At 67.7% G+C, this 15,627-nt stretch carries 16 protein-coding genes; 14 read left to right on the plus strand and 2 right to left on the minus strand.

Going from position 1 to position 15,627, the window contains the following annotated elements; genetic code table 11:
• Window positions 1-137: 137 nt before the first annotated feature.
• Window positions 138-656: a hypothetical protein gene (locus BAY61_RS03370; RefSeq protein WP_143021506.1), complete on the plus strand. Its 519-nt coding sequence runs from the start codon at window positions 138-140 to the stop codon at window positions 654-656.
• Window positions 657-709: 53 nt separating this feature from the next.
• A complete protein-coding gene (locus BAY61_RS03375; RefSeq protein WP_091810887.1) occupies window positions 710-1,246 on the plus strand; it encodes a hypothetical protein in 537 nt (178 codons plus the stop codon).
• Between the two features lie 44 nt (window positions 1,247-1,290).
• Here BAY61_RS03375 and BAY61_RS03380 read toward each other — a convergent pair whose 3' ends face one another.
• The gene (locus BAY61_RS03380; protein WP_185769977.1) at window positions 1,291-2,289 is read right to left on the minus strand and encodes an IS481 family transposase; all 999 of its coding nucleotides are present in this window, start codon (window positions 2,287-2,289) and stop codon (window positions 1,291-1,293) included.
• A 110-nt stretch (window positions 2,290-2,399) separates the two neighbouring features.
• Entirely contained in the window at window positions 2,400-3,338 is a 939-nt protein-coding gene (locus BAY61_RS03385) for a LysR family transcriptional regulator (protein WP_091810835.1), read from the minus strand.
• Window positions 3,339-3,468: 130 nt separating this feature from the next.
• On the opposite strand from BAY61_RS03385, the gene BAY61_RS03390 reads away from it, so the two are divergent.
• The 12 genes from BAY61_RS03390 (at window position 3,469) to BAY61_RS03445 (ending at window position 15,597) form a co-directional block, all read left to right on the plus strand.
• Window positions 3,469-4,350: an FAD binding domain-containing protein gene (locus tag BAY61_RS03390; protein ID WP_091810834.1), complete on the plus strand. Its 882-nt coding sequence runs from the start codon at window positions 3,469-3,471 to the stop codon at window positions 4,348-4,350.
• Between the two features lies 1 nt (window position 4,351).
• Entirely contained in the window at window positions 4,352-4,852 is a 501-nt protein-coding gene (locus BAY61_RS03395) for a (2Fe-2S)-binding protein (RefSeq protein WP_091810833.1), read from the plus strand.
• Window positions 4,849-7,227 (plus strand): aerobic carbon-monoxide dehydrogenase large subunit, encoded by a 2,379-nt coding sequence (locus BAY61_RS03400; protein WP_091810832.1) that lies wholly within the window; start codon window positions 4,849-4,851, stop codon window positions 7,225-7,227. The genes BAY61_RS03395 and BAY61_RS03400 overlap by 4 nt, the downstream gene beginning before the upstream one ends.
• A complete protein-coding gene (locus BAY61_RS03405) occupies window positions 7,224-8,147 on the plus strand; it encodes an XdhC family protein (RefSeq protein ID WP_091810831.1) in 924 nt (307 codons plus the stop codon). Before BAY61_RS03400 ends, BAY61_RS03405 begins: the two co-directional genes overlap by 4 nt.
• Window positions 8,140-9,051 (plus strand): AAA family ATPase, encoded by a 912-nt coding sequence (locus tag BAY61_RS03410; protein WP_091810830.1) that lies wholly within the window; start codon window positions 8,140-8,142, stop codon window positions 9,049-9,051. The genes BAY61_RS03405 and BAY61_RS03410 overlap by 8 nt, the downstream gene beginning before the upstream one ends.
• Window positions 9,041-10,147, plus strand: coding sequence for a vWA domain-containing protein (locus BAY61_RS03415; RefSeq protein ID WP_091810829.1), 1,107 nt, complete (start codon window positions 9,041-9,043; stop codon window positions 10,145-10,147). Before BAY61_RS03410 ends, BAY61_RS03415 begins: the two co-directional genes overlap by 11 nt.
• 141 nt (window positions 10,148-10,288) lie before the next feature.
• A complete protein-coding gene (locus BAY61_RS03420; protein WP_338061501.1) occupies window positions 10,289-10,618 on the plus strand; it encodes an SH3 domain-containing protein in 330 nt (109 codons plus the stop codon).
• A 43-nt stretch (window positions 10,619-10,661) separates the two neighbouring features.
• A complete protein-coding gene (locus BAY61_RS03425; RefSeq protein WP_091810828.1) occupies window positions 10,662-11,453 on the plus strand; it encodes an exodeoxyribonuclease III in 792 nt (263 codons plus the stop codon).
• Between the two features lie 63 nt (window positions 11,454-11,516).
• On the plus strand, window positions 11,517-11,825 hold the full coding sequence (locus BAY61_RS03430; protein WP_091810827.1) for a nucleotidyltransferase family protein: 309 nt from the start codon (window positions 11,517-11,519) through the stop codon (window positions 11,823-11,825).
• A gap of 47 nt (window positions 11,826-11,872) precedes the next feature.
• Window positions 11,873-12,520, plus strand: coding sequence for an HD domain-containing protein (locus BAY61_RS03435; protein WP_245865757.1), 648 nt, complete (start codon window positions 11,873-11,875; stop codon window positions 12,518-12,520).
• Window positions 12,521-12,779: 259 nt separating this feature from the next.
• On the plus strand, window positions 12,780-13,013 hold the full coding sequence (locus BAY61_RS03440) for a hypothetical protein (protein WP_338061500.1): 234 nt from the start codon (window positions 12,780-12,782) through the stop codon (window positions 13,011-13,013).
• Between the two features lie 55 nt (window positions 13,014-13,068).
• Window positions 13,069-15,597, plus strand: a complete 2,529-nt coding sequence (locus BAY61_RS03445; protein ID WP_091810825.1) for a bifunctional FO biosynthesis protein CofGH — start codon at window positions 13,069-13,071, stop codon at window positions 15,595-15,597.
• The last annotated feature ends 30 nt before the right edge of the window (window positions 15,598-15,627 follow it).

Consider the following 15,627-nt stretch of genomic DNA (forward strand, 5'->3'; position numbering starts at 1 on the left):
GGCTGACGCGCATCGCTCGATCCGGCGCCCCCGCCACCTCGGCGGGGGCGCCGTTCGCGTTTCGCGGGCTAGGGCGAACGTGTGACAAGCGCGGGTAATTCACCCGTCGCTCGTGCCGGACGTTAGAGTTCTGCGCCGTGCGTATTCGGACTCGTCGGCTCGTCGCAGGTTTGTCGTTGCTCGCCGCCACGGTCGTGACGGCGGGGTGCGCGGGGGAGCAGGAAGGAACGCCTTCTCCGGCCCCTGGCAATGGAGAGCGGCCGGGTTCCTCCACCGCCGCGCCGCCCGGCGGTGATTCCGGTTACGACATCGGCAAGCTCAACGGCACGTGGAAGGGCACCTACCTGTGCCCGGAAGGCCCTGGCGGTTTGACCGTGGAGATCGACGAGTACAACGGGGAATTCGCGTCGGCCACCGTCTCGCTCGCGACGGCCGACGGCGGACCGGAGATCACCCCCGGCAGCCACCGCTCCGACGCCTTCCTCTCCGACGACGGCACCATCCTGTTCGCCTCGATACGCTGGATCGAGCAGGCCGAAGGCACCGGCATGATCGACTTCGGGATCACCGAGGTCGCCGGCGACGCCATGATGGGCTACGTACTCGGTGAGGCGGGGCAGCGAGGCTGCACCGATGTGGTGCTGAACAGGCAGTGACGGCCGGATCCGGCGCTCCTGCCCGGCCGGGCGCGCCCGGTTAGGATCCCTGCGTGCTCACGCGTACCGTCGCCGTTCTCGGCTCGCTCCTGGTGTCCGTCTTCCTGCTCGGCGCGTGTGCCGAGCAGGTGACCGGAACGGCGCAAGAGGCGGCCTCTCCATCGCCGACGTCGACCTCTTTGACGTCCTCGCCCAGTTCACCAACGTCATCGAGTTCACTTACCTCGCAGACGTCACCGGGTGCCGCCGAGATCGACCTGGCTTCGCTCGTGGGCACATGGAAGGGTTCGTACTTCTGCTCGCAGGGCGAAACCGGTCTCGAACTGGAGGTGTCGCCTCCGGAAGGCGACACCGTGTCCGCGGTGTTCACCTTCTCGCCCGTCGAGGGAGGACCCGCGGCCGAATCGGGTAGCTTCTCGATGATCGGGAGAAACACGCCAAGCGGCTTCGTGTTCCAGCAGGACGAGTGGATCGACCAGCCCGGCAACTACGTCATGGTCGACCTTGGTATCGCCTCGGTGTCCGGCGACACCATGGAAGGCAGGGTCGCCGGCGCCGGTTGCAGCGACTTCTCCCTCAACCGCGGCTAGGTCGTGTCTGACGAATCGCACGGCAGAGGTCGGTCAGACGCGACCTAACTGTGATGTCCAGGGAGGTTGTCCAACCGTGTTATGGGCGGACGGCCGCTGAGTGCGGAGTGGGGCCGGTGGTGGTTGTACTGGTGCAGCCATCCTGCCAGTGCGTTGCGGCGGGCGTCTTCTGAGGAGTAGAGCTTCTTGTAGGCCCAGCCATCCGACATTGTGCGGTGGAGTCTCTCGATCTTCCCGTTGGTTTGTGGCCGATAGGGTCGGGTTTTCTTCATGGTGATGCCGAGTTCTTGGCAGGTGTCACGCCATAGGAACGACTTGTAGGCGCTTCCGTTGTCGGACAGCACGCGCTCGACGATGATGCCGCGATCGGCGAACCAGGCCACTGCCCGGTGCAGGACCGCGGCGGCGGTCGCAGCCGTCTCGTCGTTATGGCACTCGGCGTAGGCCACGCGCGAGTAGTCGTCGATCACGGTATGCACGAAGCAGGTCCCGACCGCAGGCCGATAGTTGCCGCCATGTCGGCCGGTGCGCCGTGAGGTCGCGGCAGAGTTGCGGTAGCCCTGCTGAACACCGACGAACCGCCAGCCACCACCGTCGGGAACGTTGCCGAACTTGGTGACGTCGACATGGATCAACTCACCAGGCCGGGACCGCTCGTAACGTCGCGCGGGTTCACCGGTGACGCGGTCGATGTGGGAGAGCCGGTTGAGCCCGCAGCGCACCAGCACCGCATGCACGGTCGAGGCCGGCATCCCCAACTTCGAGCCGATCTGCACCGGTCCGAGCCGCTGTTTCCAGCGCAGATGCACGATCTTGCGCACCGCCGGCTGGGGCGTCTTGGCCGCCTGCGTCCGCCGAGCCGAAGACCGATCGACCATCCCCGCCAGGCCCTCCTCGCGATAGCGCTGGGCCCACTTCGCAGCCGTGCGCCACGAGACATGGAAGAACTCAGCAGCCCTCGACGGTGGCCAACCCTCCTCCACGATCAGCCGCGCCAAACGAAGACGGTGTCTCGGGGTCAAAGCCGCGTTAGCGTGAGCCATGAAGGCCTCCTCGTGGAGAGGTTCCTAGACAGCTCCACTCCACATCGGGGAGGCCTTCGCCCATCTACGACTCGCCGTACCCGATCACACAACCTCCCTGGACATCACACCTAACTCCAGATCGTCACGAAGACCGGCGGCCGGAATCGCGAAGGCGGCACCCCGCTGCCCGGTGACCGCATGATCTGCATCGCGACCGGTGTGCCGAGAAAGTGCCTGAGCGAGGAAGCGACGACGGAACAGCGATCGCGCGAGGCCGTCGTCACGTGCCAGTACACCGGCATCGGTGTCGCCCTCGTCGGCACGACGACCAGTTCCCGCCTCCGCAGTTGCGGGGCGACGAGGTGTTCGACGGCGACGGAGACGCCGAGCCCGCTCGCCGCGGCCGACCACGCGGCGGTCTGATTGGCGAAGACCCGCACCCGCTCGTCGGGGATGGCCAGTTTGCGCAACAGCACCGCGGTGTCGCTCTTCTCATCCGTGCCGGAGGGATCGACCAGCCACGGCCACGTCGATGGCGAACCGGCGCGATCTCGTCGCGGCGAACCGACGGCGACGAGGGTGCCCCGGAAGATCGGCACGCTGTCCAGGTCTGCGTCGTCGAGTCGTGGCCCCAGCGCGGCGTCGGCGAGCCGGTTGCCGACGAGCACCGGCATCTCGGCTGTCTTGGCGAGACCGGCCGAAAAGTCGACGGGGCCGCCCGACTTTCTGCCGAACGCCTCAAGCAGTGGGTTGGCCACGAACTCGGCGATGGTGCTGGCGACAACCACCCGCAATTCCTCAGCGACGCCTTTCGCCTCGCGCACGGCGGCTTCGGCGTCGGCGCCGAGTGACACCATCTGTGACGCGATGGGCAGCAGCCGCCGCCCTCCCGCGGTCAGCGTCATGCCCTCGCGCGTGCGCACCAGCAGTTTGTCGTCGTGGTGCTGGCGCAACGCGCCGAGTGCTTGTGAGACAGCGGGTTCGCTGACCCCGAGCGCGCGTGCCGCCGCCGTCACCGAGCCGAGGCGGGCGACGAGAACGAAAGCACTGAGCTGGCCGAGGGTCATCGGGACACCTTGTCTGTGTCTCCGGTCACCGGACCAGGCTACATAACCAGACCCTTAACTGACCATTGCCGGAATGCGTTCCCTGCCCGAATGTTGCGAGCCAACAGGGCCGACGCGGCAGGGAGAGCGAATGCAGGTACCCGCGCAATTCCAGTACGAGAAGGCGGCCAGCATCGAGCACGCGCTGGCACTGCTTGCCAGGTATGGGCCCGAAAGCAGGATCGTCGCCGGCGGGCACAGTCTCATCCCGATGATGAAATTACGGCTCGCGCAGCCGGAAGCCCTCATCGACATCAACGATCTGGCCGAACTGGCGACCATCGGTGTCGACGGAACCCGGTTGCGGATCGGCGCCATGGTGCGCCATGCGGACCTTTTGGCATCCGCCGTGGCCGGTGAGCATTTTCCCATCTTCCACGATGCCGAGAAGATGATTGCCGATCCGGTGGTGCGCAACAGGGGAACGGTCGGTGGTTCGCTGTGTCAGGCCGATCCCTCCGAGGACCTTTCGGCGGTTTTCGCCGCGGTGCGCGCCGATGCCGTGATCAGGGGACCGGCGGGAGAACGCACCGTCGCGGTGCGCGAGTTCTTCGTCGGCCCGTATCAGACGGTGCTCGAACCGGACGAGTTACTGGTCGAACTGCGGGTTCCGATCAGGTCGTCGGCTTCGGCCTACCAGAAAGTCGAGCGCAGAGCGGGAGATTGGGCCGTCGCGGCGGCGGGGGCGGTGCTGCGCGTGAACGACGGCGCCGTCGAAGAAGTGGGCATCGGGCTGACCGCGCTGGGAGCGCGCAACTTCCACGCGAGGGAAGCCGAGGAATTTCTCGCCGGAGGCCCCGCGACTGACGAGCGGTTCGCCGAGGCGGCGCGGATCGCCGCCGAACAGTGCAATCCCTTCACCGACCAACGTGGACCCGTCGACTACAAACGGCATCTCGCGGCGACGCTGACCGAGCGCGCGCTGCGAACGGCACGAGGGCGCTGGTTCGGCCGGCGGCGCGAGGAGAGCTGACATGGAAATCACGGTCACCGTCAACGGCGAAGCGCACAGCGCCGATGTCGAACCCCGGTTGCTGCTCGTGCATTTCCTGCGCGACGACCTCGGGCTCACCGGAACACACTGGGGCTGCGACACTTCCAACTGCGGAGCCTGCGTCGTGTGGCTCGACGGTAAGCCGGTGAAGTCGTGCACCGTGCTCGCCGTGATGGCCGATGGGCACGAGGTTCGCACGGTGGAAGGGCTCGCGGGAGCAGACGGGCTCGACCCTGTTCAGCAGGGATTCATGCGGTGCCACGGATTGCAGTGCGGGTTCTGCACCCCCGGCATGATGATGACCGCGCGCTGGCTCATCGACAACGACCCCGATCCGTCCGAAAAGGACATCCGGGAGGCGATATCGGGACAACTGTGCCGATGCACCGGATACGAGAACATCGTGCGCTCCGTGCGGTGGGCCGCCGAGCACGAGGCGGATGCCGAGAACGAAACGCCGGACGTGGAGGTGCGGGCATGACCGCCGTCGAGAACCCCGAAACTCCCATGGGTTTCGGGCGCATGCACCGGAAAGAGGACGTGCGTTTCGTCAGGGGCAAGGGAACCTACGTCGACGATGTCGCGCTGCCCGGCATGTTGCACGGTGCCGTGCTGCGCAGCCCGCACGCCCACGCCCGGATCGTGTCGATCGACGCGAGCGCTGCCGAAGCTCACCCCAAGGTGAGGGCCGTGGTCACCGGCGCGACGCTGGAAAGCCTGAATCTGGCATGGATGCCGACGTTGTCACATGACGTACAAGCCGTGCTTGCCACGGACAAGGTCCGGTTTCAGGGACAGGAAGTCGCCTTCGTCGTCGCCGAGGACCGGTACGCGGCACGGGACGCGCTCGAACTGATCGACGTCGAATACGAACCACTTCCGGCCGTGATCGACGCGAAGAAGTCACTCGCCGATGACGCGCCGGTGATCAGGGACGACATCGAGGGCCGGACCGGCAACCACATCTTCGACTGGGAGACCGGCGACAAGGAGCACACCGACGAGGTGTTCGCCGCCGCCGATGTCGTTGCCGTGCAGGACATGCTGTACCCCAGGGTGCATCCAGCGCCGCTGGAGACCTGCGGCACCGTCGCGGACATGGACCCGGTGACGGGCAAGCTCACCGTCTGGACGACGACGCAGGCCCCGCATGCCCACCGCACCCTGTACGCGCTCGTGGCCGGTATCCCCGAACACAAGATTCGCGTGATCTCACCCGACATCGGCGGCGGATTCGGGAACAAGGTCGGCATCTATCCCGGGTACGTGTGTGCGGTCGTCGGCTCGATCCTCACCGGAAAACCGGTGAAGTGGATGGAGGACCGCTCGGAGAACCTCATGAGCACGTCCTTCGCCCGCGATTACCACATGCACGGTGAGATCGCGGCGACAAGGGAAGGCCGGATACTCGCGGTCAGGGTCAAGGTGCTCGCCGATCACGGCGCCTTCAACGGCACCGCGCAGCCGACCAAATTCCCAGCGGGCTTCTTCGGGGTTTTCACCGGCTCCTACGACCTCATGGCAGCGCACTGCGAGGTCACCGGCGTCTACACCAACAAGGCTCCGGGCGGGGTCGCCTACGCGTGTTCCTTCCGCATCACCGAAGCGGTGTATCTCGTGGAGCGGCTCGTCGACGTGCTCGCCTACGATCTCGGGCTCGATCCGGCCGAACTGCGGATGCGCAATCTGCTGCGTCCGGAACAGTTTCCCTACGAGAGCAAGACCGGCTGGGTGTACGACTCCGGCGACTATCCGGCGACGTTGCGCGCCGCGCTCGACCTCGCGGACTACGACGAGCTGAGGGCGCAGCAGGCGCGCCGCCGCGAGCGGGGCGAGCTGATGGGGATCGGGCTCAGCTTCTTCACCGAGGCCGTCGGCGCCGGTCCTCGCAAACACATGGACATACTCGGGCTCGGCATGGCCGACGGCGCTGAACTGAGAGTGCATCCCACGGGAAAGGCCGTGCTGCGGTTGTCCTGCCAGTCACAGGGGCAGGGGCACGAAACGACGTTCGCTCAGATCGTCGCGGAGGAACTCGGCATCTCGCCCGACGACATCGACGTGGTGCACGGCGACACCGATCAAACCCCGTTCGGGCTCGGCACCTACGGTTCGCGCTCGACGCCGGTGTCGGGTGCGGCGACCGCCGTCGTCGCGAGAAAGGTCAGGGACAGGGCGAAGATCGTGGCCTCGGCGATGCTGGAGGTGAGCGAGGACGACCTCGAATGGGAGAAGGGGCGCTGGTTCGTCAAGGGAGACAGGCAGGCTGGCCGCGACATCCAGGAGATCGCGCTCGCCGCGCACTCCGACCTCGAACTGCCGGAGGGCGTCGAGGGCCACCTCGACGCCACCTGCGTCTACAACCCGCCCAATCTGACCTACCCCTTCGGCGCCTACGTGTGCGTCGTGGACGTCGACCCGGGGACGGGACAGGTGACGGTGCGTTCGTTCTTCGCCGTCGACGACTGCGGGGTGCGCATCAACCCGATGATCGTCGAAGGGCAGGTGCACGGCGGGCTCGCCGACGGCGTCGGTATGGCGCTGATGCAGGTGATGGCCTTCGACGAGGATGGCAACCATCTCGGCGGGTCCTTTATGGACTATCTGTTGCCGACGTCGCTCGAATGCCCGAGCTGGCGGCTCGGTGAAACGGTGACTCCTTCGCCGCACCATCCCATCGGGGCGAAGGGCGTCGGCGAGTCGGCGACGGTCGGCTCGCCGGCCGCGGTCGTCAACGCCGTACTCGACGCGGTGAAACCGCTCGGCGTCCGGCACGCCGACATGCCGCTGGCCCCGGCCGCCGTGTGGAGTGCCATGCGGGGCAACCCATTGAGAACGGATCTGGCGATCACATGACGGCCATTCCCTTGCCTTCGGCGTTGCGTGAGCACGCGGATTCGCTCAGGACGCAACGCACGCCGTTCGTGCTGGCGACCGTGGTGCGGGTCCAGCGGCCTGCCAGCGCGAGGCCGGGTGACAGGGCGCTGGTACTCGCCGACGGGACGGTCGAGGGGTTCGTCGGCGGTACCTGCGCCGAATCCAGCGTGCGATCGCACGGGATTCAGGCATTGTCCACAGGGGAGTCCGCGTTGCTGCGGATCACGAACGACGAACCGGAAACCGGTGGCGGTGGCTACGGAGAGGAAGGAATCGTCACGGTCACCAATCCCTGCCTTTCCGGGGGCGCGGTCGACATCTTCCTCGAACCGCAGTTGCCGCCGAGACTCGTGTACGTGTTCGGCGACGCCCCGATCGCCCGCGCGCTGCTGACCGTCGGCATCGCGCTCGGCTACGACGTGCGTCTCACCGAAGGTGCCGCGCTCGACAACGCGGCAGACAGGGGAGACGCCGTGATCGTCGCTTCCCATGGAAGAAACGAGGAATCCGTGCTGCGGGCGGCGATCGAGGCCGGGACCGGCTACATCGGACTCGTGGCGAGCCGTCGGCGCGGCGCGGCGGTGCTGGCATCGCTCGGGGTCGGCGGCGCCGGTGTCGTGCACACTCCGGCCGGACTCGACATCGGTGCCGCGACACCGGAGGAGGTCGCGTTGTCGGTGTACGCGGAGCTGGTCGCGACCCGCCCCCGCCGCCGGGCGGAGAAACCCGCACCAGAGGAATCCGGGCAACAGGCGCTCGACCCGGTGTGCGGGATGACCGTCGCGGTGTCGGCGGCAACGCCGTCGATCGTCAGGGCGGACGGCGCGCGCTACTTCTGTGGGCAGGGCTGCGCGCGGGCCTTCGCCGACGACCCCGTTCGTTACGGCAGCCATGAGTGAGCGTGCGGGGGAACCGGAGAACGCCGCTTCGCTTTCGGCCGCGCTCGGCGAGGCGGGCTATCTCACGGGCGCCCCGCTCGCCACCGCGCTGTTTCTCGCCGTGGCCATGCGGCAACCCATTCTGCTGGAAGGCGAACCGGGGGTCGGCAAGACCGAGGCGGCGAAGGCGCTCGCCGTGGCGCTGGGTACTCCGCTCATCCGGCTCCAGTGTTACGAAGGGCTCGCGGCGGCCGACGCCATCTACGAATGGAACTATCCCCGGCAGTTGCTGGCCATCAGACTCGCGGAGGTGAGGGGCGGCACACTGTCCGAAGTGGATTTGTTCACGGACGACTACTTGCTGCGCAAGCCTTTGCTCGCCGCCATCGATCACGAAGGGCCGCTGCCTGCCGTCGTCCTCGTCGACGAGGTCGACAGGGCCGACGACGAGTTCGAGGCGTTCCTGCTGGAACTGCTCGCCGAGGCGAGCGTGACCATTCCCGAACTCGGTACGAGGGTGGCGAAGGTGCCACCGATCGTGGTGCTGACCTCGAACCGCACGAGGGAACTGCACGACGCGCTCAAGCGCCGCTGCCTCTACCACTGGATCGCCCACCCCGAACCCGCGAGAGTCGCCGCGATCATCAGGTTGCGAGAGCCGAGGGCTCCTGCCTGGCTCGCCGAGCGGGTCGCCATCGGAGTGCGGCGCATGAGGGAGCTGCGGCTGACCAAGCCTCCGGGGATCGCCGAGGCGATCAATTGGGCATCGGCGCTGCGGGTACTCGGCGTCGACACTCCTGCCGACCTCGACGAGGAGGTGGTGGCGGCGACCATCGGGGCGGTGCTCAAGTACGAGGAAGACCGCGTGACCGTCGAGGCCGAGGGAAAGGGCTGCTGGGCCGGGGTCGTCGGCGATGCTCGCTGAGCTGGTTTCCCGGTTCTGCGCGCTGTTGCGGGCCGAGGGCCTCGCGGTCGGGCCGGACAGGGCGGCCCGGTTCGCGACCGCCGTGGTGACCGCCGATCCGGCGGGCGCCGACGAGCTGTACTGGTGCGCGCTCGCGACCCTGACCACCGGGCCGGACGATATTCCCTTGCTGGACACCGTGTTCGCCGCCGTCTTCGGTGACGGTGCCAGGCTGGTGACGAACGCGGTGCCGCGAGCGGAACGCGCGGCCGGTTCGTCGGTGGGAGGCGGCGGCAGCCGGACGGACAGTACGGACGGTCCGGGGGAGCGGCGCGAGGGACAGGGCACGGTCGCGCTGCTGGGTAGCGCCGAGGAAACCCTCGCGGGAAGGGAGTTCACCGAACTTTCCGACGACGAACTGCTCGCCCTCGCTGAGGCCATGCGCGGGTTTCGCCTCGCGACTCCGGTGCGCCGTTCGCGACGACGGCGGCCGGCGCCGCGCGGAAAGTCCTATGACATGAGGGAAACCTTGCGCGCGGCTCGCGGGACGGGTGCTGAGCCGATCCTGTTGCGACGGTCGAGGCCCACCTGGAAGCCGCGTGGACTCGTCGTGCTGTGCGACATCTCCGGCTCGATGCGCCCGCACGCGAGGGCGATGCTGCAACTGCTGGTGTGCGCGGCGGGCGGGGCGCGGGCCGAGGTGTTCACGTTCGCCACCAGGCTGACCCGCGTCACCGATGTGCTGAACGCGGACCCGGCGACCGTGTTGCGGGAGGTCGGTGCCGCGGCACCCGATTGGTCGGGAGGAACGAGGATCGGCCCGAACCTGAAAGAGTTTCTGGAACGCCGCGATGCGCGGGAACTGGCTCGCGGTGCCGTCGTCGTGGTGATCTCCGACGGCTGGGAATCGGGGGAGACCGCCACGCTCCGCGAGCAACTGGCCCGGCTTTCGCTACTCGCTCACAAGATCGTGTGGGTCAACCCGAGGACAGCGAAACCGGGGTACGAGCCGAGAGTCGCCGGTATGGCGGCGGCTTTGCCGTACTGCGATGTCATGGTCAGCGCGCACGCGCTTGACGCGATCGGGGAACTCGTCGCCGCGATCGGCGGTCGGTGACCGGGAGTGACTGGCAGCTAACGGAAATGGCGCAGGTGGGTGGTTGCTCCGCTCAGGTCTGTCCGGGGGGCCAGAATTGCCCTTACTCTGCCAAGCAGTGCCTGTCGAAGGACCCCTGTCATAGGACATAGGAGCACCATCGTGCTTGGCATAGTCTCGAAGAAGACGCTGATCATCCTCGGCGTTCTCGTCGGCGTCGTCGTCATTTTCGCCATTGGCTCCGACCAGCGTTCCTCGGGAGCGGAGCAGGGCGGCGGTGGTCAGCCGTCCGCCGGGTGCACCGTCACTGTCACCGCCGACGTGCTCAACGTGCGTTCGGCGCCGGGAACCGGATCCGCGATCGTCGGCAAGTACAACGCGGGCGCTCGGGTCGAGGCCAGTGGCGAGGTCCAGGACGGATTCCGCGAGCTCGGCGACGGCAGGTGGGCGTCCGACGACTTCCTCGAACCCGTCGAAGGCGCTCGCTGCTAGCTGGAGGGCCGGAGTGTCGGGGTGGCCGGGTAGCCTGCCTCGCGTGTTGAAGGTCTCCACTGTGAACGTGAACGGGTTGCGTGCCGCGGCCAAGAAGGGCTTCGTCGAATGGCTGGCCGCCACCGAGTCCCACGTCGTGGCGTGTCAGGAGGTGCGGGCGGAGGAAAGCGACCTGCCCGTCTCGCTCGCCAGGCCGGACGGCTGGCACGTCGTGCACGCGCCGAGCGCGGCGAAGGGGCGCAGCGGAGTGTCCCTCTACAGCAGGATCGAACCCGAATCGGTGCGGATCGGCTTCGGTGAGCCGGAATTCGAGGACAGCGGCCGCTACGCCGAGATGCACCTGCCAGAGGTCATCGTCGCGAGCCTTTACCTGCCGAGTGGCGATGTCGGTACGCCGAGACAGGACGAGAAGGAGCGGTTCATGGCCGCCTTCCTGCCCTACCTCGAAGAGCTGAAAGCCAAGGCCGAGGCGGCTGGCAAGCACGTGCTCGTCGGTGGTGACTGGAACATCGCGCACGCCGAGATCGACCTCAAGAACTGGCGGGCGAACCGTAAGAGTTCCGGTTTTCTCCCCGAGGAGCGGGCCTGGTTCGGCACCGTGCTCGACGCGGGTTACGTCGATGTGCAGCGCAAGCTCTTTCCCGAGGGGCCGGGGCCGTACACGTGGTGGTCCTACCGGGGCAAGGCGTTCGACAACGACACCGGCTGGCGGATCGACTACCTCATGGCCACGCCGGGGCTCGCCGAGGCGTGCACGTCCGTTGTGGTCGAGCGGGCCGAGAGCTACGACAAGCGCTGGAGTGACCACGCCCCGGTGACGGCGACGTTCGCCTGAGCGGCACCCTCGCGGTCCTTCCGCGATGCTCGCTCAGGCTGCTCGACAGCGGAGGTGGCGGTTGTGCACCACTTCGTCGCGTCGAGACTTCCGGAGATCGAGAACCTGTGCCGGACGCTGCCTGTCCGGCGTCTCGATCTTTTCGGGTCGGCCTCGGATGATTCGTTCGACACTGATACCAGTGATGTCGACGTACTCGTGGAGTTCGACCCTTCCGAGGGCCTTGACTACTTCGATACCTATTTCGGCCTGATGGAAGGGCTCGAACGCATCCTCGGGCGATCCGTCGATCTGGTCAGCGCCACCAGCATCCGCAACCCCTACTTCACGAGGCGGGTTCTCGGCACCAGGGAACCGCTTTACCTGGCGTGATCCGGAAACCCGTTGCCCAGTGGGGTGGGCGCTGTCAGGGTCGGGGCGTGACGATCGCGAACGAGCCGCTGAGCGCCGACAACCCACTGCCGGACGGTGTGCACGGCAGGCTGGCCGAGCAGTTGACGTTCCTCATCGAGGTCGACCGGCTCAAGACCGTGCTGCGGCAGTCGCCGCTCGCGGCGGCCGACCGGAGGGAAAACGACGCCGAGCACTCGTGGCATCTGGCGCTCATGGTGCTCGTGCTCGCCGAGTACGCCGACGAGCCGGTCGACGTCGCGCGCACCGTGGAGTTGGTGCTCGTGCACGACCTTGTCGAGATCTACGCCGGGGACACCCCGCTCTACGACGACGAGGGCGCCGCGAGCCAGCGCGAGCGGGAGGAGGCCGCTGCCGACGCGTTGTTCGCCCTGCTGCCCTCGGGGCAGGCCGAGGTTTTCCGGCTGCGGTGGGACGAGTTCGAGGCGAAGGAGACGGCGGAAGCACAGTTCGCGAAGGCGATGGACCGGCTCCAGCCGCTGTTGCTGAACTGGATGGCCGAGGGCGGCACCTGGCGGACGCCCGGCGTGACCGCGGATACCGTTCGCGAGCGCAAAGCGGTGATCGGTGACGCGTCCTCCGAACTGTGGGCCGCGGCGAGGACCCTGATTGACGAGGGGGAACGCCGCGGCTGGGTCGCAAGGGGGAGTGAGTGAACCGCCCCCGTGCATCGTTAGCCCTCGCGGGTCGCTAGTCTCTGCCGGTCATGCACGGAAACTGCCGGGGTTGACACGGTCGGTAGTTTTCTTGACGGCGACAGTCACCCTTTAGGGTGAAGGTCGTGTGAATGGCCGTCTGATCCCGGGAGGCACTCCGGTGCGCAACCCTGTCAGTGTGCAGGCTCGTACAGCAGTGCGCGCACGCCGCGTGACCGCTGTCCTCGTCGCCACTGCGGCAAGCCTGTTCACGTTAGGCATGGGCACGGCCTCGGCCGCTCAGGCCGAGCCGAATGCCATGACCTTCGGGTTGCTCGGCCCGGTCGGTCTCGTCGCCATCGTGCTCGGCGTCATCGGCATGACCGCCGGTGTCGTGCGGCAGCGCATGAAGAAGGCCCGCGCGGTCGCCACACCGCAGGGCGCCGTAGAGCCGGAGCCGGCGTTGGTGCCGCTCGCGGTGGCCGAGCCGGTTTATTCCCGGCAGTCCGAGTAATCCCTCACAGCGAAAGCTCTTAGCGGGCGGGTGCTCGCACGCCTAGTCTCGGCACATGGCTGATCCCGTCTCGATCGCACCGCCCTCGCCGAAACCGTCTTCTTCCGCGATGCGCCGCGCGCTCAAGCGGGCTTCGGAAGGGGTGGCGCTCGACGTCACCGAATCCGCGGTGCTGCTCACCGCGCGGGGAGAAGATCTCGACGCCCTTCTCGGCGCGGCGGCCCGCGTCAGGGACGCGCATCTCGCCGACCAGGGCCGTCATGGCGTCGTCACCTACAGCGCGAGCGTGTTCATCCCGCTGACGAGGCTGTGCAGGGACCGGTGCCACTACTGCACGTTCGTCAAGGTGCCGGGCAAGCTCGACTCGCTCTACCTGGAGCGGGACGAGGTGCTCGCCATCGCGAGGGCGGGCGCCGAGGCGGGCTCCAAGGAGGCGTTGTTCACGCTCGGCGACCGGCCGGAGGACCGCTGGCCGGAGGCGAGGCAGTGGCTCGACGAACGCGGCTATGACTCCACTTTGGACTACGTAAGAGCTTCGGCGATCGCCGTTCTCGAAGAGACGGGACTGTTGCCGCACCTCAACCCCGGCGTGTTGAGCTGGGAGGAACTACAGCGGCTGAAGCCGGTCGCCCCGAGCATGGGGATGATGCTGGAGACCACCGCCGAGCGGCTGTGGTCGGAGAAGGGCGGACCGCACTACGGCAGCCCGGACAAGGAACCCGCTGTCCGGCTCAGGGTGCTCGACGACGCGGGAAGGGTCGGGGTGCCGTTCACGACCGGCATCCTCGTCGGCATCGGCGAGACGCTGGAGGAGCGGGCCGAGTCGCTGCACGCCATCAGGTCGCGGGCACGGCAGTACCGCAACATCCAGGAGATCATCGTCCAGAACTTCCGGGCAAAGCCGGACACGGCCATGCGTTCGGCGCCGGACGCCGGGATCGAGGATCTTGCCGCGACCGTCGCCGTCGCGAGGTTGCTGATGCCGCCTGGCGTCAGCGTGCAGGCCCCGCCGAACCTCGTCGGCGACGAGCACGCGCTGCTGCTGCGTGCCGGTATCGACGACTGGGGCGGGGTGTCGGCGGTGACTCCCGACCACGTCAACCCCGAACGCCCGTGGCCGGGCATCGAGGAGCTGCGGGGCTGGACCGCGGAAGCAGGTTTCTCGCTGAGGGAACGGCTCGCGGTCTACCCGAGGTACGTGCGTGACGCCGACAAGTGGATCGACGTGCGGCTGCATCCGCACGTGACCGCGCTGGCGGCCGACGATGGTCTCGGCGACGACGACGCGCCCGCCGTCGGAAGGGAATGGCAGGAACCGGACGGCGGGCTCGACACCGTGGGAAGGGCCGACCTGCACGCGACGATCGACACCGAGGGCCGCACCGGCGACCGCAGGGGCGACTTCGACAGCGTCTACGGCGACTGGGACATGGTCCGCGATCAGGTCGGCGCCGCGCCGGAACGGCTCGACACCGACGCCAAACAGGGCCTCGCGCTCGCGGCCACCGATCCGGCCGCGCTGCTCGATCCAGCCAACACGAGCGCGGCCATGGCGCTGCTCACCGCCGAAGGCGAAACGCTGGAGACGATGACGAGGCTCGCCGACGAGCTGAGGGCCGACGTCGTCGGCGACGACATCACCTACGTCGTCAACCGCAACATCAACTTCTCCAACGTGTGTTACGTCGGTTGCCGGTTCTGCGCGTTCGCGCAGCGGGAACGCGATGCCGACGCTTATCGCCTCTCGGCGGAGGATGTCGCGAGCAGGGCGGTCGAGGCGGCGGCCGCGGGCGCGACCGAGGTCTGCATGCAGGGCGGCATCGACCCGAAACTGCCGGTCAGCTACTACGCCGACATCGTGCGCGCCATCAAGGCCGCTGTCCCCGACATGCACGTACACGCGTTCTCGCCCATGGAGATCGTGTCCGCGTCGGCGAAGGCGGGCGTGAGCGTCGCGGAATGGCTCACCGAACTCAGGGACGCCGGGCTCGGCTCCATTCCCGGCACGGCCGCCGAAATTCTCGGCGACGACGTGCGGTGGGTGCTCACCAAAGGCAAGCTGCCCGCGAAGACGTGGGTCGACGTCGTGACGACCGCGCACAAGATCGGCCTTCCCTCGTCGAGCACGATGATGTACGGCCACGTCGACCATCCGGGCCACTGGCTCGGTCATCTCAGGGTGCTTGCCGGTATCGCCGACGAGACCGGCGGCTTCACCGAGTTCGTCGGGCTTCCCTTCGTGCACACCAACGCCCCCATCTACCTCGCCGGTGTCGCGAGGCCGGGTCCGACGGTGCGGGACAACCGCGCGGTGCACGGGTTCGCGAGGCTGGCTCTGCACGGCCGCATCGACAACGTGCAGTGTTCCTGGGTCAAACTCGGCGACGAGGGTACGGCGCAGATCCTGCGCGGCGGAGCCAACGACATCGGCGGAACGCTGATGGAGGAGACGATCTCCAGGATGGCCGGTTCCGAACACGGATCGTCGCGCACCGTCTCGGAGCTGGATCAGCTCGCGACACTGGCGGGGAGGCCGTCCCGCCAGCGCGGGACCACCTACGGGCGCACCTTGCAGCCGGGCTGAGCGGCGGTTTCCCAAGACGGGCCAGCGAAA

This window comes from Prauserella marina (genome assembly GCF_002240355.1).
Taxonomy (GTDB): Bacteria; Actinomycetota; Actinomycetes; order Mycobacteriales; family Pseudonocardiaceae; genus Prauserella_A; species Prauserella_A marina.

Excerpts from the sequence above, each read along its gene's own strand:
- BAY61_RS03440 (WP_338061500.1), top strand. The coding sequence starts at position 12,780 with ATGGGCACGGCCTCGGCCGCTCAGGCCGAGCCGAATGCCATGACCTTC.
- BAY61_RS03445 (WP_091810825.1), top strand. The coding sequence starts at position 13,069 with ATGGCTGATCCCGTCTCGATCGCACCGCCCTCGCCGAAACCGTCTTCT.
- BAY61_RS03400 (WP_091810832.1), top strand. The coding sequence starts at position 4,849 with ATGACCGCCGTCGAGAACCCCGAAACTCCCATGGGTTTCGGGCGCATG.
- BAY61_RS03385 (WP_091810835.1), bottom strand. The coding sequence starts at position 3,338 with ATGACCCTCGGCCAGCTCAGTGCTTTCGTTCTCGTCGCCCGCCTCGGC.
- BAY61_RS03395 (WP_091810833.1), top strand. The coding sequence starts at position 4,352 with ATGGAAATCACGGTCACCGTCAACGGCGAAGCGCACAGCGCCGATGTC.
- BAY61_RS03405 (WP_091810831.1), top strand. The coding sequence starts at position 7,224 with ATGACGGCCATTCCCTTGCCTTCGGCGTTGCGTGAGCACGCGGATTCG.
- BAY61_RS03390 (WP_091810834.1), top strand. The coding sequence starts at position 3,469 with ATGCAGGTACCCGCGCAATTCCAGTACGAGAAGGCGGCCAGCATCGAG.
- BAY61_RS03415 (WP_091810829.1), top strand. The coding sequence starts at position 9,041 with ATGCTCGCTGAGCTGGTTTCCCGGTTCTGCGCGCTGTTGCGGGCCGAG.
- BAY61_RS03410 (WP_091810830.1), top strand. The coding sequence starts at position 8,140 with ATGAGTGAGCGTGCGGGGGAACCGGAGAACGCCGCTTCGCTTTCGGCC.
- BAY61_RS03380 (WP_185769977.1), bottom strand. The coding sequence starts at position 2,289 with ATGGCTCACGCTAACGCGGCTTTGACCCCGAGACACCGTCTTCGTTTG.